Origin of the sequence: Wolbachia endosymbiont (group A) of Trypoxylon clavicerum (assembly GCF_947251665.1) — a bacterium.
GTDB classification, from domain to species: Bacteria; Pseudomonadota; Alphaproteobacteria; order Rickettsiales; family Anaplasmataceae; genus Wolbachia; species Wolbachia pipientis.
On sequence record NZ_OX366374.1, the window covers coordinates 556,994 to 578,305 of the forward strand.

The window sequence follows — 21,312 nt, forward strand, 5'->3', positions numbered from 1 at the left end:
CTCCATTTAATTATGATTAGATACAAATTTACACTTCATAGGAAGCTTAGCAGTTGCCTTTTCAAGCGCCAATCTTGCTAAATGCATGGGAACATCACTGCTAATTTCAAACAACATTCTACCGGGCTTAGCTTTAAATACCCAAAACTCAACACTACCTTTCCCTTTACCCATACGCACATCCGCCGGCTTTTTACTAACAGGGGTATCAGGAAAAATTCTTATCCACACTTTACCAGAGCGTTTTAATGTTCTAGATATTACACGCTTTGCAGTTTCAATATGCTTAGATTGAATCCTACCTACTTCCATAGCCTTTAGACCATAATCTCCAAAAGATAATGTGCTACCACCTTTCGTGTTACCCTTAATTCGTCCTTTAAATACTTTTTTATATTTACTTTTTTTAGGAACAAACATTTCAATATACCTAATTAGTTACCAATATAAACCCAGACCTTAACTCCTATGATGCCATATATAGTTTTTGCTTCAGCAAAAGCATAATCTATATTAGCACGTAAAGTATGCAAAGGCAAACGGCCTTCTTTATACCACTCAGTACGAGCTATCTCAGCTCCGCCAAGGCGCCCAGAACAACTTACTTTAATACCTCTAGCACCCATCCTCAAACAACTTTGAATAGCTTTTTTCATCGCTCTTCTAAATGAAACCCTTTTTTCTAACTGCTGTGCAATGCTGTTTGATATTAAAACTGCATCTATTTCAGACCTTTTAACCCCTACTACATTCACTTCCACATTATTTTTTACTTTTTCAGCTATCTTTTGCTTTATCTTCTCAATATCCGAGCCTTTCTTACCTATTATCACTCCAGGTCTAGAAGAATGTATTATTACAGATACCAAATCGATCGTACGCTCTATAATTACTTTAGAAACACCAGCATGCTTAAAAGATTCATTTATATAACTGCGAATAGATAAATCTTGATGCAACCCTTGTTTATAACCCTTCTCAGCATACCAAATAGATGACCAAGTATTAATTATTTTTAACCTAAATCCTTTAGGATTAACGTTTCCCATATTTTTGCACTTTCCTTATTAATTTTCTATTTTTATGAATCATATAATTTCCCCCAATTTTACAGTTATATTACTATAACGTTTACTAACTCTATTAGCTCTACCCATAGCTTTTGGACATACCCTACGCAAAGTAAGAGACTTACCTATTAAAATTTCTTTTATATATAAATTATCGATATCCAATCCATAATTTTGAGCATTAGCAATCGCAGAATTTAATACCTTCCTTATAAGACCTGCAGCTTTCTTTTCACAAAATCTTAATTGCACAGTGGCAAAAGAAACTTTTTTATTACGTACTAAACCAGCAACCAAATTCAATTTACGAGGAGTTGATTTTAAAACCCTAGAACCAGCTTTAACTATTACATCTCTGTTTTTCATATCAATTACCTTCTTGTCGCCTTTTTATCACTACTATGCCCAGTAAATTTACGAGTGGGTGAAAACTCACCAAACTTATGACCTATCATATTCTGATCATTAACATTCACAGGAATGTAATCCTTACCATTATAAACAGCAAATTTTAAACCTAAACAATTAGGAAGAATTACAGAAGCCCTGGAATGAACTTTTATAGCCATGTTAACAAACCCCTTGTTTAAAGCATTATTCACCGACTTTAATATAGAAGGATGACAAAAAGGAGGCTTCCATGCAGATCTACTCATAAACTAACCTTTCAACTGTTTTATATACTTATCACTAGATTTATTTCTCTTCCGAGTTTTCTTTCCTTTTGTTGCAACACCCCAAGGAGTAACAGGATGACGACCACCAGAGGTTTTTCCTTCCCCGCCCCCATGAGGATGGTCAACCGGATTCATTGCAACTCCACGTACAGTAGGTCTAATCCCAAGCCACCTACTTCTCCCAGCTTTACCCAACTTTCTATTCTTATGGTCAGGGTTAGATACTACACCAATAGTAGCCTTGCAAGAAGATAAAATCAACCTAATTTGACCAGACCTGAGTCGTAATAAAACATATTGGCCATCACGACCAACAATTTGTGCATAACAACCAGCAGCTCTAGCAATCGCAGCACCATTACCTGGCTTCAGCTCAACATTATGAACGAAAGAACCAACAGGTATATGCTTGAGTAGCAAACAATTCCCTGGCAAAATATCAGCATCATTCCCAGCTGTAACAACATCACCTGGCTTCATACCTTGAGGAGCTAATATATAAGACTTAATATCATCTTCCTTATATGATATTAACGCCAAAAACCCACTTCTATTTGGGTCATACTCTATTTTTTCAACTATACCTTGACCACTTCTATTACGCTTAAAATCTATCACTCTATACTTCTTTTTGTGACCACCACCCCTATGACGAGTTGTAATTCTACCATGATTATTTCTTCCACCACTGGACTTTTTACCAGATGTAAGAGACTTTTCTGGCTCATCTTTTGATAAACCAACTTTACTTACTAACACAGTCCCACGAGAAGACGGAGTAACAGGATTAAAAAATTTCATACCCATATTAAACGCTCATTATATCTAATTTTTGACCATCCATCAAAGAAAAATAAACTTTCTTTTTCTGTTTTTCACAACCAATCACACCCCTAAAACGCCTATATTTAGGCTTAACTCTAACAACATTTATAGAAGAAATTTTAACATCAAATAGAGACTCTATTGCCAACTTTATTTGACGCTTATTTACATTTACAAAAACATACAAAGAATATTTATTAAACTTCTCCCTCAAAAAAGAGGCCTTTTCTGTAATTATAGGAGATTTTATTATATTATTATATTTGATCATAACAATCTACCTTCAAGATGCTTTAAAGTATCCTTTGTCAACATCACGCATTCGTGATTCAATATATCAAAAACATTTAACCCAATAGGTTTGATTAAGTCTACATAGTGCAAGTTTTTAGCCGCACGCAACAAATCATCTCCATAATCACCAACTATCAAAAAGGAAGAAAATTTAAAATTTTTAATACATTTACACACTTCAGACGTTTTCTTCACATCAATATTTAAATTATCCAGAATAATTACTTGATTATTTAAATACTTTAGAGATAAAGCAATTTTTAAACCAAATTTGCGTACCTTCTTATTAAGAGAATAACTATGACTCCTCACAACAGGGCCAAAAATAACCCCACCACCTCTAAATTGAGGAGATCGCAAGCTCCCTTGTCTTGCCCTACCGGTACGTTTTTGACCATAAGGTTTAGCTGTTGTACCAGAGACATCACTGATACCTTTTGTTTTATGAGTACCAGCTCTTCTCTTCGCTAATTGCCATCTCACTATATCATGCAAAATACTCAATTTTTGCTTAGCAGAAAATATCAAAGGATTGAGCTGAGCAGTACCTACATTATTATTAGATAGATTAACTAAATTACATTCCATAACTAACTTACCAAATTACTAGCATCATCATTTACATCTAACAGCAGACCTACCGGAAAAGGAACATCTTTATGTAAAGATTTTTTAACTGCATCTCTTACAAAAACATAGGAATTTTTAAACCCAGGAACATTATTACCCTTCACAGCAATTATACTATTTTCATGATCAATGGATAATATCTTCATATTTTGTGCAGTTATCCTGCTGTTACCTAAATGACCAGCCATTTTCTTTCCTTTGAATACTCTACCAGGATCCTGACATTGGCCAGTGGAACCTTGTGACCTGTGAGCAATAGAAACACCATGAGATGCCCTAAGCCCACTGAAATTATGCCGCTTCATCACACCAGCAAATCCTTTACCTATAGAATAACCCGTAATATCAAGATATTGACCAACCACAAAATGATTGATTTCCACTTTTTTACCACATTCTATTCCCGACAGGTCATTTAATCTACTTTCGTATAACTTACATTTATTATTTATACCCTTTTTCTTTAAATATTCCAACTGAGGTTTTGCTATATTTTTAAAATCTCCTGTGCCTAAAATAACTGAATTATAGCCACATTTATCTTGTCCTTTCATATCAATAATATAAGTTTCGCTGAGATGCAATAAAGTTACAGCCATGCGACTATTGTCAGAATACATAGCAGTATGACCAATATTCATCATTAGTAAACCAATTCTCCTCAGCGAATTTATTCTCTTCATTTCCTTCTCCTAAACCTTAACTTCCTTGACTTTTAAATCCACTTCTACGCCAGCAGAAAAAGATAAACCTGTAAGCATCTGCATCATAGTAGGAGTAAGATCATGTAAAACAATCAAACGCCTAGAAGTTCTTATTTCAAACTGTTCACGAGATTTTTTATCAACGTGAGGAGATCTATTAACAATAAATTTAGAATCTTTTCTTGGCAACGCAATCGGACCAGATAATTTTGCACTGGACCGCTTTAATTCATCAACAAATTTTCGAACACACTCCTCCAACAAAGAACAATCGAAAGCCTTAATGTTAATATATATATCTTGCTTCATCTTAGTTACTACACTCACTCCAAAATTTCAGAAACAACACCAGAACCAACAGTTCTACCGCCTTCTCTTATCGCAAAACGCAATCCCTTATCCATTGCTATCGGTACTTGCAATTCTACTTCTACACTCACATTATCTCCTGGCATTACCATCTCCTTCCCATCTAGTAATTTTATGCTCCCAGTTACATCCGTTGTCCTTAAATAAAACTGTGGCTGGTAATTCGCAAAAAATGGTGTATGCCTTCCTCCTTCCTCTTTCTTTAATATATAAACCTCCGCCTTAAACTTTCTATGCGGCGTTATCGTCCCCGGTTTTGCTAATACTTGCCCTCTCTCCACTTCTTCTCTTTTTGTTCCTCTTAACAATATTCCTACATTGAGTCCTGCACTTCCCTTATCCAGCAACTTCTTAAACATCTCAACCCCTGTGCATATCGTCTTTTGCGTCGCTTGCAGACCTATTATCTCTATCTCTTCTCCCGTCTTTATCTCTCCCTTCTCTATTCTTCCTGTTACCACTGTTCCTCGCCCCGATATCGAAAATACATCTTCGATTGGCAATAAAAATGGTAAATCCACAGGCCTTGGTGGAACCGCCACATATTCATCTAACTTTTCCATCAATTTGTCTATTGATTTTTTTCCATATTCGCTGCTGTCATCCTCCAGCGCCTTGAGTGCTGAACCAACCACAACAGGCACTTCATCCCCTGGAAATCCGTATTTATTCAGCAATTCCCTCACTTCCATTTCCACTAAATCTATCATATCAGCATCAGCAACATCAGCTTTATTTATATACACCACGATATATCCAACACCCACCTGCTTCGCCAGCAATATATGCTCTCTCGTTTGTGGCATTGGCCCATCAACCCCTGACACTACCAATATCGCCGCATCCATCTGTGCTGCACCTACTATCATGTTCTTTACATAGTCAGCATGTCCAGGACAATCAACGTGTGCATAATGCCTTTTTTCCGTCTGATACTCAACATGCGCTGTTGCTATCGTTATCCCCCTCTTCCTTTCTTCTGGCGCTTTATCTATCTGATCGTACGCTACAAAATTTCCATAATGCTTCGTTATCGCCGCTGTCAACGTTGTCTTCCCATGATCCACATGTCCTATTGTTCCCACATTTACATGCGGCTTTCCAAATGCTTCCACTATTGCTGTCATAATTTAAACTTTTCTACCTAAAATACAAATACATCAATAAATAATATGTTGATTTTATAAAAATACAACAAAAAAAAGAGCGGATAGTGGGAATCGAACCCACGTCACTAGCTTGGAAGGCTAGAGCTCTACCATTGAGCTATACCCGCACAATGGAGGAGGTAGGATTCGAACCTACGTACGCTCACGCGGACAGATTTACAGTCTGTTACCTTTAACCACTCGGTCACTCCTCCACAAAAATTTGTTAAGAGAACGCTATTTTAGTACCTTAACTCAAGCTTTTATTGTATTTAAATACTAAACACCTAAAATTAAAAAATCAAGCAATAAAACCTACCTTGATTAAAATCATGCAGATTTCATTTTATATAACGCAATATTATCAATAAAATGCTTAAATAGATAATGCGAATCATGCGTACCTGGCGCTTCTTCTGGATGGTATTGCACAGAAAAGACTGGGTAATCCTCCATCATTATTCCCTCTACACTATTATCAAATAGAGAAATGTGAGTAATTTCAACATTCCTTGGAAGAGAAGCTGAATCAACAACAAAACCATGATTTTGGCTAGTGATCTCAACTTTTCCACTAATTACATCATAAACTGGATGGTTACTCCCTCGGTGACCTATATCCATCTTGATGGTCTTTGCCCCCAAAGTAATCGCAAGTAATTGATGGCCCATGCATATGCCAAAAATTGGTATTTTAGATTTTATAATAATGTCTATTTCTGAAACTACACTTTTTCCTATTTCTTGCGGATCACCAGGACCATTTGAAAGCACTATACCATCTGGATTCATACTCAACACTTTTTGAGCAAAACCTGTGCTTGGTCTGATTAATTCAACTGTACAACCAAGTTCTATTAAGCGTGAAACTATACTGATTTTTACGCCAAAATCAACGATTACAACCCTATATTTTGCATTAAGGTCACTTTTAAAATTACTATGCAAGCTAACTTTATTGGTTATTTCTATCCCATTTACAGATTTGTATTCCTTCAATTTGTCCAACGCATGCGTCTCGCTTGACGGGCATATCATTCCATTTTGAGACCCATGTTCTCTCAAATGTCTCGTTAAAGCTCTAGTATCAACTCCTGATATCCCAATCACGTTATTTTTCTCTAACCAATCATTTAAACTGATATATGAAGAAGGGTGGGACATAGAAGAAAGTTCACGCATAACCACACCACTTGCAAAAATTTTCTCTCCTTCATTATCCTTATGGTTTATTCCAACGTTACCAATATGAGGAAAAGTGAACGTTATAATTTGATCGGCAAAAGAAGGATCAGTTATAGTATGCTGATAACCGGTCATACCAGTGGTAAAACAGACCTCACCTATGCATTTGCCTTTTTTACCTACTGATTTTCCCCAAAAGCACTTGTCATCTTGTAAAATTAAAACTGCGTCCTGCACTTCATTATCTATTTAATTGATTCAAAACAGTATACAAGAATTTCAAATAATACGTAACTCTTTCTAAAATTCCAAATTTAACCACGAGGCGGCGAAGAACAATATGAAAAAAATTTTTAACGCGCCCTTTCATAAAATATGTTGACTATCTCCATATTTTATATTAGGTATACTCCGGCAGTTATGAAATAGAGGTTTATTATGTCAAATGAAATCCAACCTAAAAATAAGTTACTAATTGTAGGAGCTGGCTTACTATTCTTTGCAATGATATTGCCATCATTTTTTCTCTTAGCAAAAATAGCCATAGGATTAGCTATGACCGCAATTGCAACAATCGCGGTAAAAATTGCCTCAAAAACAACATCGAATGCTTTAGAGGATAAACAGGCAGATCAAAGCCAAGCGACGCAACAAACAACACAAAGTAAAATTATAAACCTAGCTATTGGATTAACATCTATACTTGTAGGAGGATTATCACTATTCATTATAGCACAAACTGGCTTGATTGCAGCATGTGCAGCTATAACTTCTTTAGCTCTACACGAATATGTTAAAAATGAAGAAATAGGAAAAGATATAAACAATAAATTCGATAAGGTAGCTGACGATATAACTGACTTTATTGTTAGCAGTGTTGAAAAACTTATTTCAATAAAGCCGCCAGGCATAACAGCCTAAACTGTCTCCGTTCAGGGTATAAGTGTTACAAGTAGCATCATACAAGGCGATTAACGGCATCCTCCTGATAATAGAATAATTGTATCTGCTCAGGGGCATCGCAAATATTGAAGCAAAAGTGGTCAGTGCTTACTATACGAATATTGTGATTTGAATCCACTAGGGAGGATGTCATCCCAGTGCCCAGACACTGGTTTCCATCCAAGATGGTATCATTCCAGTCTGGAATCCAGTTTTCTTTATAAATTCACCAAAAGTGCTTCATTCTATAACGCAAAACCCATACTCACCAAACCCAATGCATTGCTTGCAATTAAGTTTCCTGGACCCCAGTGTCTGGGCACTGGGATGACAGGGGAAGGAGGCTACTGGAATGACACCTTTGTGTTTGAGGCAAAACCTGCTATAACATTTCTTCGCAAACAAACGTTCGTACAGTTATGTATCAGCTACTTTCATGGCACCATTTGTTGTAAACTCACATTTTCTCTATGATTATTTTTATTTGCCGCTTTCCCGGACGGATGCTCTACAGTTATTTCCTCATCAATAGCCGAGCGAGGTGCACCAGAACCAGGTACAACAATATTCTCGTGCGATTGCGTATCCTTCTTTTCCTCACATGGTGTTTGCTTAATGAAATGTGCTGCTAAAACTTCATGTAAAGCTTTACCTTTTATAAGCACAGCCTCGTTTTGCTTAGCTAACTCTAAAATTTTCTTTGGTTCAACATCTTTACCGTCAATAGTTGATTTTTTAATACTAACTTGACCTAAATTTATATTTAGAACAACAGTACAGTTAAGGTCTTTTCCAGATTCATCTTTTGCACCCCAACTAATTTCGATGTCACATATTGCAAATTCTGTAAAGGAGTAGTTCCTCTGTTGTTTCTCATTCTTCTCAATTGTTACTATTCTTTTATCATTACTGTATATTTTTACCCTTTGTACCTCATTTTTAATTGTTTCCATCCTTTTAGTTTTTTTGCTAAAAAGACGACTAGTTTCTAAACTCTGTCCAGGTTTAGTAATATTAATACTAAGATTATCATAATGATTAACAAGATGTCCTGCCTTTTTGTCTGGCCAATAACATCCATCAAAGAAACCAGTTAGATCATCTTCGTTTAGAAATTCTTTTGCATCATTCATTCCTTCGTCAATTCGAAGAAGATATCCACCCAACCTCTTTTTAAAATTTTCTTTTAACTCCTCCTGATCTTTAGAAGTAAGCTTCTTATCCAATATATCCATTATTTCTCTTTGCTTACTTAATACCACATAGTTAAAAAGGAAAATGCTCTCCTTCTCCCGTCGATAATAGTTTGCTATTTTTTCAAATGGATCTGCTGGCCGGCCGTTATTATAATTTACAGAATCAGAAGAATCTTGACATTTATTATCCTTAAAATTGAAATTCAATTTTTCAAAATCTGATAACACTTCTTCTGCCCTATCTTTAAAAGACCGAAGTCCATCTTGAAGTTCTTTTCCATAACTCATTCCTTTGTCAACTTGAAGAACATATTGACTATATTTCTTTCTAAACTCCTCCTGTTCTTCGAGAAGAGGAAGATTCCTATCTAATATATCGATTATTTCTTTCCGCTTATTCAATATTACATAGTTAAAAAGGGCACTCTCCCCCTTCTTTTCATAATCGTCTGCTATTTTGTCAAAACACTTATTATCCTTAAACTCCAATTCCTCAAAATCTGAGAGCACACTTTGTACCTGAATCTCATCGAATTGAAGATTTGCTTGAGGAGATAGAAGAGTCAACTTTTCTTCACTTTCCTTGGTACTCGAATTTTTGTACAAACCATTAAATAGATTTATAATACTAGAAAACATTTCACACCTCTATTGTTATAAGTAAACTTGATTATATCTTAATGCTAAATGTTGTAAAGCTAAAATTAGAAACTAAAAAAGCTAACATAAGTTCTGCATTGTTTGCAGCTTTATCAGCTTATTAGGTAGAATTATTAAAGAACTAGTTGAACAGACGTTATCAACTCCATCCACAAGTTCTCCGCTTGTTACTCCAGTTGCAATGAACACTGATTCACCTCTTGCCATATCTTTTACGGCGTAGACTTTTTCTGGGTCATCAATATTTAAATTTTTTGCTCTTTCTCTTAACTGATCCGTATCAAGTACTAATCTTCCCTCCATCTGTCCGTCGATAGAGCTTAGCGCTGCAGCCGCAAGCACTCCCTCTGGTGCTCCTCCTATACCGATATACATATCATGATTGCCATTTACTAGTGAAACTACGGCCGCAATATCACCATCATCTATTAGTTTAACTTTTGCTCCTAATTTCCTGATTTTCTCTATTAATTCATTGTGCCTTTCACGTTTAAGTACAGTTACCACAAGATCATTCACTTTGCATTTTTTTACCTTGGCTAAATTGTCTAGATTCTTCTCAAGGCTATTTTTTAGTGAGACTACACCCTCTGGAAGATTTTTTCCTACCGCTATCTTTTCCATATAAACATCAGGTGCATGTAAAAAATTACCTTTTTTCGTTGCAGCAAGAACAGACATTGCCCCCTGTTTGTAGTGAGCGCAGATTGTAGTGCCTTCAAGTGGGTCAACAGCAATGTCAATCTCAGGACCATTTCCAGTGCCAACCTTCTCGCCAATATATAGCATCGGCGCTTCATCTCTCTCACCTTCACCAATTACGATAGTACCATTTATTTCCATTGAATTTAATACTGTACGCATGGCATCAACTGCAATCTGATCAGCCTTTTTTTCATCGCCGAAGCCTGCTAGTTTATATGCAGCAAGCGCCGCAGCTTCGGTCACTTTAACTAATTTATAGGCTAAATCTTCCATCATTTGCTTTAAGAACTATAAATAAAGCATTGAATATATATCATGCTGCTTGAAACTGCAATATGTCTTGACTGGTTTTGGGAAAGTTGCTGTAATAAACTAACATATAGTAGTAGGTTTAGTTATGATATATAGTAATGATGATATTAGAGAGTTGTATCGAAAGATAGCTACAATTGTAAAATATGATGATAAGGGAATTGCTAGTCTTAAAGATTTGCAAAAGGAACCAAAGTGGAAAGAAGTTAATTTCCAAGATAAATGTGAAGGAGACAATTCATTAGAAGACTTACTTCTAAAACATGCAACCGAAAATAACAACACACGCGTTAAGGATTTTCTCCTCCAAAATGGGTGTAAACCCCTTCAACAAGAGCAAATAACCGCAGCAATAAACAAGGAAGAAGAGGAGCAAAACACACCTGATATAAGAGAAAATAAAGCAGACAGCAATGAAGTAGATTCTAGTAACTCCATAAACCCTGGTATGACTGCTGAAGTACTTTACGGGCAACTAATACAAGGAAAAAAAACAAATTCGGCAATTTTTGACTCGTTTGCAAATGCTGTAAGAGAGTCCAATATTACCGGCGATCGTAGCGTATTTCTAGATGTTGTAAAATTGTTTACAGATTTAGATGCTGTAATCCATCTTACAGATACTGCTTCCAGGACTATATTGGATATAGCTGCAATAACAAAACAAGCTGACGTTGTTAAGGTACTTTTGGATAGTGGCAAATTTAATGAAGAAGAAAAATTGCATGCCTTGAATTCTGCTATTGTTCAAGGTAATGTCCAAGAAGTTGAGCTAATTTTAGGTTACGTGAGTCCTGCAAACAGGAAAGAGGCTTTAGAAGTGGCCATACAGGTAGGTAAAACTGAAATTGTTAATGCGTTCTTGAATAGTGGTAAGCTTAATGAAGAAAACAGAGCAAAACCTTGCAGCAGTAATGGGAACATTGGTAGTAGACCTATAGCAACAGTTCCTCTAACCAGTACCAATGGTGATAATCATAATAACAAAAATAAAACGCCTGTAATACCAGAGGAAACAAATACTAAGCAAACTGCCACACCAAATAATGATAATAAAGCTAACGGCTTTGTAGATGCTCAATTTTCTATGCCAAATGAACAAGAAACTAAATATAAAGAGAGCAAAAAGGATTTTTACACCTCATTGACAAAAGATGTTGTTAGAGTTGTTGTTACAGGATTATTCATTGCTGCTGCTGTGATGGTTCCATCTGTGGCTGGTGCTATAGTTTGTGGTATTATAGCTGCTTTGGTTGCAATATATACCGGGTTGCATATAAAAAATTCTACATTACCAAGCTATAGAGAAATGGAAGAAAATAAAGTTGAACACGTAAATTCACAAGTTGTAAAAATATAGGATGTCATGCCAGTGCGTGACACATAACTGTACGAACATTTGCTTTTGTTGAGGTAATTCGCACAACAGATGGTGTCATGCCAGTGCGTGACACTGGCATCCAGAAATTTTATTGTAGAAGCACACTGAACTGGTGAGCGTAAAAGTAGCTGTCTTATACTCAAACAAATGTCTTTGCGAGATTGCATGGAAAACTGGATCCCAGTGTCTGGGCACTGGGATGACATCCTCCCTTATGAAGATTGCTCTCAAATCACGATGTTCGTACAATTGTGTGTCACGCATGGGAATGACAAAAAAAGGAGCACTTGAATGATAGAGCTCCACAAGGCGGTCCAATGTTTTTCACTTACCCAACAAACTTAGATTTTATGCTAAACTGTGCTGCCACTAACTTTGCAATCGGTACTCTATAGGGTGAGCATGAAACATAATCCACCCCTGATTCGATGAGAAACTCTATAGATCCTGGATCTGCACCATGTTCTCCACATATACCCAGTTTTATTTCTTTTCGGGTTTTTTTGCCTCTTTCAATGGCCATCTTGATTAACTCCCCTACCCCTTCGATGTCCAGCACTTCAAATGGGTCGTTTTCGAATATGTTGCTTTCCTTATAAGAATCAAGGAAATTAACTGAATCATCTCTTGAAAGTCCCATGGTTGTTTGCGTTAAATCATTAGTGCCAAAACTAAAAAACTCTGCATGTTTTGCTAACTTATCAGCAATTAGTGCCGCTCGTGGCAGTTCTATCATCGTTCCAATTGAATAAGCCTTGTCTGATGTCATTCCAGCGCGTGACGCTGGAATCTGCGTCTGGATCCCAGCTGAGATAACAGAGGATTCTTTCTTTGCTAGCTCGCATATCAGAATAAATTCTTTCTCGCTCATGATAAAAGGAATCATGATTTCAGGCTCCACTTCTATCTTCTTTTCTTTCTTTAATTCACTTGCAGCACTAAGTATTGCCCTAATCTGCATGCTATATATTTCAGGATGAGAAATGGCAAGTCTACAACCTCGATGGCCAAGCATTGGATTTTTTTCCGATAACTGTGCTATTTTATTTTTTACTGATTCAACTGACTTATTCAGTGATTTAGCAATTTTTTCTATAGTAGACTGATTATTGGGTAAAAATTCATGCAAAGGTGGATCAAGCAAACGTATAGTGACTTCCCTGCCCTCCATAATAGAAAATATTTCTTTGAAATCAGACCTTTGCATTTCTTCGAGTTTATTTAATGCATTTGTCCTTTCATTTTCATCATCAGCTATTATCAATTTTTGAATGAATTCGATTCTATCACTAGCGAAAAACATATGTTCTGTGCGACATAAGCCTATGCCTTCTGCACCGAATTCTTTTGCAATTTTTGCATCTTTTGGAGTATCAGCGTTCGCTCTCACTTTGATCGTTTTAATTTCATCTATCCAGTTGATTATCGTTTTGAATTCTTGCGATAATTCAGGTGAAATTGTAGGAAGAATGCCAAGCATAACTTCCCCTGTTCCTCCGTTGATGGTAATTGGTTCACCTTGATTTACTTTTGTATCCCACACAGAAAAGAAAGTTCCATCTTTATCGATATAAAGTCCACTCACACTGCAAATACAAGGCTTACCCATTCCACGAGTTACAACAGCAGCATGCGAGGTCATCCCTCCACGTGCTGTTACTATGCCACTTGCAGCATTCATTCCATTAATATCTTCAGGACTCGTTTCTGACCTTACTAAAATCACTTTTTTACCCTGCTCTGCAGCTTTTTCAGCATCACTTGCACTAAACACTACATATCCAGAAGCAACCCCTGGAGAAGCCGGCAGTCCCTTCCCTATTACTTTCTGGTCACTCTTAACGTCAAGAACTGGATGCAACAAATTGTCAAAAGTTTTTGGATCAATTCTCAATATTCCTTCTTCCTTTGTAATCGTTCCTTCGTTTACCATATCAACTATTATGCGAATAGCAGCTTCAGCCGTACGCTTGCCAGACCTAGTTTGCAAAATCCATAACTTACCGTCCTGCACAGTAAATTCGATATCCTGCATGTCTTTATAATGCCTCTCAAGTTTTTCACATACTGCGCATAATTCCAGGTAAACACTTGGCAGCAACTTCTCCATGGTGTTTTTTTGCTCTCCGTCAACTGGCATAGGAGTATAAACACCAGAAACCACATCCTCACCCTGAGCATTAACCAAAAACTCACCAAAAAGCTTTTTTTCTCCAGTTGAAGGATTTCGTGTAAATATCACACCAGTTGCAGAATTATCATTTAAATTACCAAAAACCATTGCTTGCACGTTGACCGCTGTTCCAAGGTTTTCAGGAATATTATGTATTCTTCTATAGGAAACAGCCCTATCATTTTTCCAAGAGGTAAATACTGCATTAACTGAGTTTAACAATTGCTCTTCAACGTTCTGCGGGAAATGTTTCTCAGTTTTTTCATATACTATCTTTTTAAAATCGTTAACAATTCTCTTTAAAACATCAACATCAAGATCAGCTAAGCTTTTTGCTCCACTCTTTTGCTGCTTATTATCAACAACATCTTGAAATAGGTGATGATCAAGCTGTAGTACAACATTGGAGTACATCATGATGAAACGGCAGTAGCTATCGTAAGCAAAACGTTCGCCACTTTTTTTTGCAAGCCCAACAACGGTTTCATCATTTAGACCAACATTTAAAATAGTATCAAGCATGCCCGGCATTGAACTAACACTACCAGAGCGTATTGAAACTAATAAGGGATTATTTAAATCCCCAAATTTACAACCGATGTCATTTTCGAGCATCGCCATGTAGTTTTTGATTCCACTACATATGTCATTCCAGTGCGTGACCACATTTTTTTCTGGATCCGAGTAGTCAGCTACTTGGATGACAGAAGATCTATTGTCTTGATAATAGACTTTGCAAGCAGAGGTGGAAATTGTGAAACCAGGTGGAACAGGAATGTCAACATTGCACATTTCTGCTAAATTTGCCCCCTTTCCTCCCAGCAGATTTTTCATTTCTGCATTGCCTTCGCATTTACCCTGGCTAAAGTAATGTATTAACTTTTCCCCCATCATTTTCTCCGGATTTTCACTGATAAACACATTGTACATATAGTTCCAATAAACCTGTGAGAACTTGAAACCTTAGGATAATAAATTTTACAAAATTTTGCAACAACGTTCCTTCTGGCAACATCAGTAAAGTTAACAAAAAAGATGACAAATTATTGAATTATTATCAATAAGAATATATAATATAAAGATACATTTAAAAATTTTTTTATGGCTCTTTCTAAATTTCTCGACCCCAAGAATGATGGTGTGCTGCAGTAACAAACAAAGTAATGTTTGTGAGAAGCTTTATTGAAGATGAAGGAAGGTCCTTCGAAATCGGTTTTCAGGAGCAGGTTTCAAACCACCTTAAGTGGCTCTATTTAAGAGATAGGGTCATAAGCGTTAAGGAAAAATCAGCGTAAGAGCTGGAAGGTGTGGATCAGAAAGGCGAACGTAAGTGAACCACTGATGAACGTGTCGAAAAGGGAAGTGAACATCGAAAGGAGGAGTGAGTCGTTCTCCTCTTAATGAGCTTACAAGAAACCTGATTACTGTGTAGGTGGTGTTCGGCATAAAGGTGGCGCGAGTCTGATCTGGGCTTTAATAAGGAACTGCAGGAACCAGTCGATTTGATGAAAAGCGAGATAAGCAAGAGGCTAATCCTCAAGCTTTAGAGTAGCAATGCAAATCACTGGGGCGGATCAACTCGTAGTAGTGAAGAAGTGGTTGTAATGACTATGGAGCGAAGGGGTTGAGCTAGTCGACTTTAGTAAATCATTCAACTTGAAGGAGGATGAAAATGATTGAACGAACAAAGCCTTTTGATATACCGAAATCTCTAGTGTTTTCGGCTTATAAAAGAGTTAAAGAAAACAGAGGAGGAGCAGGTATTGATGATCTAACAATTGAAAAGTTTGATCAAGACTTAAGCAAGAACCTTTACAAGCTATGGAATAGGCTATCTTCTGGTAGTTATTTTCCACCAGCAGTCAAGGCTTGTGATATAATTAAGACAGAAGGAGGAACAAGGACACTTGGGATACCAACTGTTGCCGATCGTATAGCACAGGAAGTGGTGAGAAGTGTTTTAGAACCAGAACTTGAGAAGGTATTTGATGAGGATTCATATGGTTATAGGCCAAATAAGTCAGCATTAGATGCCATAGGAAAAACGAGAAGGCGATGCTTCGACCAAGATTGGTTAATAGAGTTCGACATCAAGGGAATGTTTGACAACATAGACCACAATCTACTGATGAAAGCAGTCAGAAAGCATACCACAAATAAGTGGGTTCTCTTATATATACAAAGATGGCTAAGTGCAGAGATACAGCAAAAAGATGGGACAAAAATAAAGCGTCTCAGTGGGGTGCCGCAAGGGGGTGTAGTAAGTCCTATCTTAAGCAACCTATTTATGCACTACAGCTTTGATATGTGGATGAGAAGAGAATATCCAAGTGTAAAGTGGGCAAGATATGCTGATGATGGTGTTATACATTGTGTAAGCAAGAGTCAAGCACAACTAATTCTTGGTCAACTTGAACAGAGACTGAAGATTTGCAAATTGGAAATAAAACATACGAAGACCAAAATTATCTATTGTCAAGATGGAAAACGAAGGGATAATCATGAGAATGTATCATTTACATTTCTTGGATATGAATTTCGAAAAAGACTTGTACGAAATAGAAAAGATAGTAGTCTGTTTGTAAGCTTTACTCCAACTGTAAGTAAAGAAAGTCTGAACAAGATGAAGAAAGAAATTAGAAGCTGGAAATTTGCTAGGCTCTGTGGACAAAATTTTAGAGAAGCCATACAAGAGCTCCAACAAAATTGAGAAAACCAATAAAAACCTCAGCAGTTTTATCAAATCTGGAAAAAATGCGCCTAAAATTTTTAATTTTACCAAAAAAACACTCAATCAAATGACGTTCTTTGTAGATATGCTCATCGTAATACCTTTGCACTTTTCGATTCCGTTTTGGCGGAATAACTACTGTACATCCCTTGTCTTCAAGACTTGTAACAAAGGCATTGCTATCGTAGCCCTTGTCAGCTACTACAGTAGAGTTATAGATACTTTCGGTCAACACTTGTGCCTGCGTAATTTCATTTCTTTGACCAGGAGTCAGAGTAAATTTAAGTGGATTTCCAAGTGCATCGACAAGCGCATGTATTTTAGTTGTAAAGCCACCTTTGCTCCTCCCTAAAGCTTCTTGATCCTTGGAGTTTTTTGTATATCCAGATGAACATGGATGGGCTCGGATAATCGTACCGTCGATTATAGCAACTTCTAAATCAGGCTCTTGTTTAGTATATTCAAGCAATTTTTTCCAGACATCTCTTTCACACCATCTTTTAAATCGCTTATGTATACTCCTGTAATTACCATAAGTTTTTGGTAAAAGTCTCCATTGGCAACCACTTCGCACTATGTACCACACTGCCTCTATGAATATTCTTAAACGTTTTTCATCTTTGCTGTGCATTCCTTTTACGCTTTTTATGAACTCTAAAATTTGTTTCCAATTTTCCTCTTTGATGTAATATTGCATATGGTAGTTTCTCCATTTTTTACCTATTAGGCTAAACTACCATCTTTTTCTCTCTTTTCATATTTTTTGTCCACAGAGCCTAGAAGAACAAACTTGGAAATAGAAGATATATCACGAATATGTAATCCAATCCTGAGAGGATGGTTTAACTATTACGGGAAGCATCATATAACTGCACTAGATAGCATAATAAGAATGTTTAATAGGAAACTCAGAAAGTGGTTCCAGACAAAGTACAAAAAGCTGAGAGGACACAAAACCAAAGCAGCTAAGGTACTAGGCTCTGTGGACAAAAAATATGAAAAGAGAGAAAAAGATGGTAGTTTAGCCTAATAGGTAAAAAATGGAGAAACTACCATATGCAATATTACATCAAAGAGGAAAATTGGAAACAAATTTTAGAGTTCATAAAAAGCGTAAAAGGAATGCACAGCAAAGATGAAAAACGTTTAAGAATATTCATAGAGGCAGTGTGGTACATAGTGCGAAGTGGTTGCCAATGGAGACTTTTACCAAAAACTTATGGTAATTACAGGAGTATACATAAGCGATTTAAAAGATGGTGTGAAAGAGATGTCTGGAAAAAATTGCTTGAATATACTAAACAAGAGCCTGATTTAGAAGTTGCTATAATCGACGGTACGATTATCCGAGCCCATCCATGTTCATCTGGATATACAAAAAACTCCAAGGATCAAGAAGCTTTAGGGAGGAGCAAAGGTGGCTTTACAACTAAAATACATGCGCTTGTCGATGCACTTGGAAATCCACTTAAATTTACTCTGACTCCTGGTCAAAGAAATGAAATTACGCAGGCACAAGTGTTGACCGAAAGTATCTATAACTCTACTGTAGTAGCTGACAAGGGCTACGATAGCAATGCCTTTGTTACAAGTCTTGAAGACAAGGGATGTACAGTAGTTATTCCGCCAAAACGGAATCGAAAAGTGCAAAGGTATTACGATGAGCATATCTACAAAGAACGTCATTTGATTGAGTGTTTTTTTGGTAAAATTAAAAATTTTAGGCGCATTTTTTCCAGATTTGATAAAACTGCTGAGGTTTTTATTGGTTTTCTCAATTTTGTTGGAGCTCTTGTATGGCTTCTCTAAAATTTTGTCCACAGAGCCTAGAAAGAACTGCAAAGAGCAGACCAAGTCTGTTTGTGCACTGGAAATTGAGTATAGGGTTAGGGCAATGACTAGTGGGAGCCTTATGAAGCGCGAGTTTCACGTAGGGTTCTGGAAGGGGCCAGGAGGGAAGTTCTCCTGGTCTACTCTCCTTGCGTTCCGGCGTATTTTTGGTACTGAAAAAAATAAAGACATCCTCATTCACTTTCTCAATGATATTTTGGGGTTCACTGGCAAAGATGAAATAAAAGAAATAGAATTCCTCAGCACTATTCAAGATGCTGAAATTGCCTCTAAAAAACAAAGTATCGTTGATGTTCTTTGCAGGGATGAAAATGGGGTGCAAGTAATAGTCGAAATGCAAGTTGCCAAAACTAAAGGCTTTGAAAAACGCGCTCAATATTACGCTGCTAAAGCTTATTCAAGGCAAGCTGATAAAGGTGATCAATATCAGGATCTTAAAGAAATCATTTTTATAGCTATTGCTGATTGTATTCTCTTTCCTAATAAATCTGAATATAAATCAGATCATGTAATGTTAGACAAAGATAGCTATGAACATGATTTAAAAGATTTTTATTTTACATTTATTGAGTTACCAAAATTTCCTAAAACTAAAGAAGACCAATTGGAGAGTATAGTTGAAAAATGGATCTATTATTTTAAATATGCAGATGAAACTAGCGAAGAAGAATTGGAAAAGATAATAGGTAGTGATGTAATAATTAAAAAGGCATATGAAGAACTAAATAGATTCAACTGGTCAGAGAAAGAATTTATTGCCTACGAACAGGAAATAAAACGTATTCGTGATGAACGGGCTGTTCTTGAACAAAAACTTGATGATGCTAAAAAGGAAGGAAAAATTGAAATTGCAAAAACAATGCTGGCTAATAATGTTGATGTCACCACTATTGTTAAGTTTACTGGCCTCTCCATGAGTGAGATCAAAGAATTGCAGAATTAAGTGGACCCGCAAACGGTTACACGAAATAATGCTGCAGCCTGACCAGGTGATAAGTACATTTAGCCTATTTATCTTTATACTTTCATGTCAATTTTATAAATCAAATTTATTTCTGTGAGTAGCTACAATTTAAAGACCTTGCTTCATCAATGTAATGGAACAAAACCTTTTTAGTAAGTTCAAAACCCTCTAAAGTCTCTCCTTCGCATCTTGCTGTAATGCAGTTTTGCGTATTTGATACCCTAAGAAGCCACCAACCTTTATTATCGGTTACTTTAACACCATCAAGATCTGAAAATACAATATTTTGCTTCTCCAGTGTTTTCTTTATTGATTCAATTATTTGAAATTTTTTCTCATCTTTCACTACAATCTTTACTTCATGAGTGATATATAACTTCGGTAAATCCTCAATTACCTGAGATAGGCTTTGGTTTTTCTTAAGCAAAATGTCAACTGCTTTAACAGCAGAATATAGCCCATCATCAAAACCTAGCTCAGAAAAGAAGAAGTGCCCGCTCAATTCACCAGCAAACTTTGCTTCTTCCTCTACCATCTTCTTCTTAACTAGTGAATGTCCAGTAGCGCAGGTAATAACTTGCCCTCCTAACTTACTAACAAAATCATGCACTTTCATGCTCATTTTTACGTTGGCAATAACTTTGCTTTCTGGATATTCCTCCAACACTTCACGTGCAAAAATTATGAATAAATGGTCATTGGAAACAACACTGCTTTTATTATCAATTAAGCGCACCCTATCGCTATCGCCATCTAGCGCAATGCCAAGATCACATCCATATTCCTTCACAATGTCAATTAATTGAGCGAGATTTTTTTCCTCTATGGGATCTGGATCATGCAGTGGAAATGCCCCATCTATAGAGTTATTGGTTACGATGTGCGTATGACCAGGCAAGATCTTTTCAATATACCTTATAATTCCACTGGCTGGACTATTTCCACAATCCCAGGCTATTTTTAATTTCTGTGTAGTATTATTCTTCACTGCACTTTTCAATATGCTAATGTACTCACTATATATATTTATGTTAATTAAGCTTCCAATTCTTGTGCTGTTTTTAATTGGACTGCTTATAATTTCCTTCATTTCTTGATCTGAGAAGACTTTTTTATTACTAAAAAATTTAAAGCCATTATATTCGCTGGGGTTATGAGAGGCAGTTATTATGATACCAAGATCCGCCTGTGTGATTTGTGTTGCAGCGTAAAGCATAGGTGAAGAGCATAGTCCAACGCGTATAACATTTGCACCGGATAAAGTTAAGCCCCTAATTAATTCTCTTTCTATACCTGGTGAATCTATTCTACTATCGTAGCCGACACAAACATTAGCTACGGTTTGGCCAAACTTTCTGCCTATTTCGTACCCATCATTAATCTGCAAGTCTTTGCCTACTATACCTCTAATATCGTATTTTCTTATAATGGTATTGTCCATACTGCTTCTTAAGTGGTAACTACCTTATAGTATATAGGGAGAATCTACAAATAC

22 protein-coding genes and 2 tRNA genes are annotated in these 21,312 nt (G+C 36.5%); 6 read left to right on the forward strand and 18 right to left on the reverse strand.

Going from position 1 to position 21,312, the window contains the following annotated elements; all coding sequences use genetic code 11:
• Positions 1 to 6 precede the first annotated feature (6 nt).
• The 13 genes from rplP to carA all read right to left on the reverse strand — a co-directional run bounded on the left by rplP (position 7) and on the right by carA (position 7,139).
• Complete coding sequence (gene rplP, locus OPR60_RS02835) at positions 7 to 420, reverse strand: 50S ribosomal protein L16 (protein ID WP_265039986.1); 414 nt, start codon at positions 418 to 420, stop codon at positions 7 to 9.
• Positions 421 to 434: 14 nt separating this feature from the next.
• Positions 435 to 1,049, reverse strand: coding sequence for a 30S ribosomal protein S3 (gene rpsC / locus OPR60_RS02840; RefSeq protein WP_010962753.1), 615 nt, complete (start codon positions 1,047 to 1,049; stop codon positions 435 to 437).
• 39 nt (positions 1,050 to 1,088) lie between these two features.
• On the reverse strand, positions 1,089 to 1,436 hold the full coding sequence (gene rplV / locus OPR60_RS02845) for a 50S ribosomal protein L22 (RefSeq protein ID WP_007549821.1): 348 nt from the start codon (positions 1,434 to 1,436) through the stop codon (positions 1,089 to 1,091).
• 5 nt (positions 1,437 to 1,441) lie between these two features.
• Positions 1,442 to 1,726, reverse strand: coding sequence for a 30S ribosomal protein S19 (gene rpsS, locus OPR60_RS02850; RefSeq protein WP_265039987.1), 285 nt, complete (start codon positions 1,724 to 1,726; stop codon positions 1,442 to 1,444).
• A gap of 3 nt (positions 1,727 to 1,729) precedes the next feature.
• Positions 1,730 to 2,554 carry a 50S ribosomal protein L2 gene (gene rplB, locus OPR60_RS02855; RefSeq protein WP_012673181.1) on the reverse strand — a complete coding sequence of 275 codons (825 nt, stop codon included), beginning with the start codon at positions 2,552 to 2,554 and terminating at the stop codon, positions 1,730 to 1,732.
• 1 nt (position 2,555) lies between these two features.
• The gene (locus tag OPR60_RS02860; protein ID WP_065094538.1) at positions 2,556 to 2,843 is read right to left on the reverse strand and encodes a 50S ribosomal protein L23; all 288 of its coding nucleotides are present in this window, start codon (positions 2,841 to 2,843) and stop codon (positions 2,556 to 2,558) included.
• On the reverse strand, positions 2,840 to 3,454 hold the full coding sequence (gene rplD, locus OPR60_RS02865; protein WP_065094537.1) for a 50S ribosomal protein L4: 615 nt from the start codon (positions 3,452 to 3,454) through the stop codon (positions 2,840 to 2,842). The genes OPR60_RS02860 and rplD overlap by 4 nt, the downstream gene beginning before the upstream one ends.
• A gap of 2 nt (positions 3,455 to 3,456) precedes the next feature.
• Complete coding sequence (rplC, locus tag OPR60_RS02870) at positions 3,457 to 4,179, reverse strand: 50S ribosomal protein L3 (protein WP_065094536.1); 723 nt, start codon at positions 4,177 to 4,179, stop codon at positions 3,457 to 3,459.
• A 9-nt stretch (positions 4,180 to 4,188) separates the two neighbouring features.
• A complete protein-coding gene (gene rpsJ, locus OPR60_RS02875) occupies positions 4,189 to 4,509 on the reverse strand; it encodes a 30S ribosomal protein S10 (RefSeq protein WP_065094535.1) in 321 nt (106 codons plus the stop codon).
• Between the two features lie 14 nt (positions 4,510 to 4,523).
• Positions 4,524 to 5,696, reverse strand: coding sequence for an elongation factor Tu (gene tuf, locus OPR60_RS02880; protein ID WP_265039989.1), 1,173 nt, complete (start codon positions 5,694 to 5,696; stop codon positions 4,524 to 4,526).
• A 78-nt stretch (positions 5,697 to 5,774) separates the two neighbouring features.
• Positions 5,775 to 5,845 (reverse strand) — tRNA-Gly (locus tag OPR60_RS02885).
• Between the two features lie 4 nt (positions 5,846 to 5,849).
• Positions 5,850 to 5,932, reverse strand: a tRNA-Tyr gene (locus OPR60_RS02890).
• Between the two features lie 115 nt (positions 5,933 to 6,047).
• Positions 6,048 to 7,139 carry a glutamine-hydrolyzing carbamoyl-phosphate synthase small subunit gene (carA, locus tag OPR60_RS02895; RefSeq protein WP_265039990.1) on the reverse strand — a complete coding sequence of 364 codons (1,092 nt, stop codon included), beginning with the start codon at positions 7,137 to 7,139 and terminating at the stop codon, positions 6,048 to 6,050.
• 201 nt (positions 7,140 to 7,340) lie between these two features.
• Between carA and OPR60_RS02900 the strand changes: the two genes are divergently transcribed.
• Positions 7,341 to 7,823 (forward strand): hypothetical protein, encoded by a 483-nt coding sequence (locus OPR60_RS02900; RefSeq protein ID WP_265039992.1) that lies wholly within the window; start codon positions 7,341 to 7,343, stop codon positions 7,821 to 7,823.
• 455 nt (positions 7,824 to 8,278) lie between these two features.
• Here the strand turns inward: OPR60_RS02900 and OPR60_RS02905 are convergent, their stop codons facing one another.
• Both OPR60_RS02905 and glpX read right to left on the reverse strand, forming a co-directional pair.
• Positions 8,279 to 9,607, reverse strand: coding sequence for a hypothetical protein (locus OPR60_RS02905; protein ID WP_265039994.1), 1,329 nt, complete (start codon positions 9,605 to 9,607; stop codon positions 8,279 to 8,281).
• Between the two features lie 153 nt (positions 9,608 to 9,760).
• Entirely contained in the window at positions 9,761 to 10,678 is a 918-nt protein-coding gene (gene glpX, locus OPR60_RS02910; protein ID WP_265039995.1) for a class II fructose-bisphosphatase, read from the reverse strand.
• A gap of 124 nt (positions 10,679 to 10,802) precedes the next feature.
• Between glpX and OPR60_RS02915 the strand changes: the two genes are divergently transcribed.
• Positions 10,803 to 12,077, forward strand: a complete 1,275-nt coding sequence (locus OPR60_RS02915; protein ID WP_265039997.1) for an ankyrin repeat domain-containing protein — start codon at positions 10,803 to 10,805, stop codon at positions 12,075 to 12,077.
• 349 nt (positions 12,078 to 12,426) lie between these two features.
• Here the strand turns inward: OPR60_RS02915 and ppdK are convergent, their stop codons facing one another.
• On the reverse strand, positions 12,427 to 15,162 hold the full coding sequence (ppdK, locus tag OPR60_RS02920; protein ID WP_265039999.1) for a pyruvate, phosphate dikinase: 2,736 nt from the start codon (positions 15,160 to 15,162) through the stop codon (positions 12,427 to 12,429).
• A 781-nt stretch (positions 15,163 to 15,943) separates the two neighbouring features.
• On the opposite strand from ppdK, the gene ltrA reads away from it, so the two are divergent.
• Positions 15,944 to 16,981, forward strand: coding sequence for a group II intron reverse transcriptase/maturase (gene ltrA, locus OPR60_RS02925; RefSeq protein ID WP_265040000.1), 1,038 nt, complete (start codon positions 15,944 to 15,946; stop codon positions 16,979 to 16,981).
• Here ltrA and OPR60_RS02930 read toward each other — a convergent pair.
• Positions 16,947 to 17,699, reverse strand: coding sequence for an IS5 family transposase (locus OPR60_RS02930; protein WP_265039632.1), 753 nt, complete (start codon positions 17,697 to 17,699; stop codon positions 16,947 to 16,949). The two genes, ltrA and OPR60_RS02930, sit on opposite strands and share 35 nt — an antisense overlap.
• A 66-nt stretch (positions 17,700 to 17,765) precedes the next feature.
• On the opposite strand from OPR60_RS02930, the gene OPR60_RS02935 reads away from it, so the two are divergent.
• The 3 genes from OPR60_RS02935 (at position 17,766) to OPR60_RS02945 (ending at position 19,796) form a co-directional block, all read left to right on the forward strand.
• Positions 17,766 to 18,032, forward strand: a complete 267-nt coding sequence (locus tag OPR60_RS02935) for a group II intron maturase-specific domain-containing protein (protein WP_265040001.1) — start codon at positions 17,766 to 17,768, stop codon at positions 18,030 to 18,032.
• 26 nt (positions 18,033 to 18,058) lie between these two features.
• Entirely contained in the window at positions 18,059 to 18,811 is a 753-nt protein-coding gene (locus OPR60_RS02940) for an IS5 family transposase (protein WP_265039632.1), read from the forward strand.
• A 103-nt stretch (positions 18,812 to 18,914) separates the two neighbouring features.
• The gene (locus OPR60_RS02945; RefSeq protein WP_265040002.1) at positions 18,915 to 19,796 is read left to right on the forward strand and encodes an Rpn family recombination-promoting nuclease/putative transposase; all 882 of its coding nucleotides are present in this window, start codon (positions 18,915 to 18,917) and stop codon (positions 19,794 to 19,796) included.
• A 106-nt stretch (positions 19,797 to 19,902) separates the two neighbouring features.
• On the opposite strand, the gene OPR60_RS02950 is transcribed toward OPR60_RS02945, so the two are convergent.
• Positions 19,903 to 21,258, reverse strand: a complete 1,356-nt coding sequence (locus OPR60_RS02950) for a phosphomannomutase/phosphoglucomutase (protein WP_065095121.1) — start codon at positions 21,256 to 21,258, stop codon at positions 19,903 to 19,905.
• Between the last annotated feature and the right edge of the window lie 54 nt (positions 21,259 to 21,312).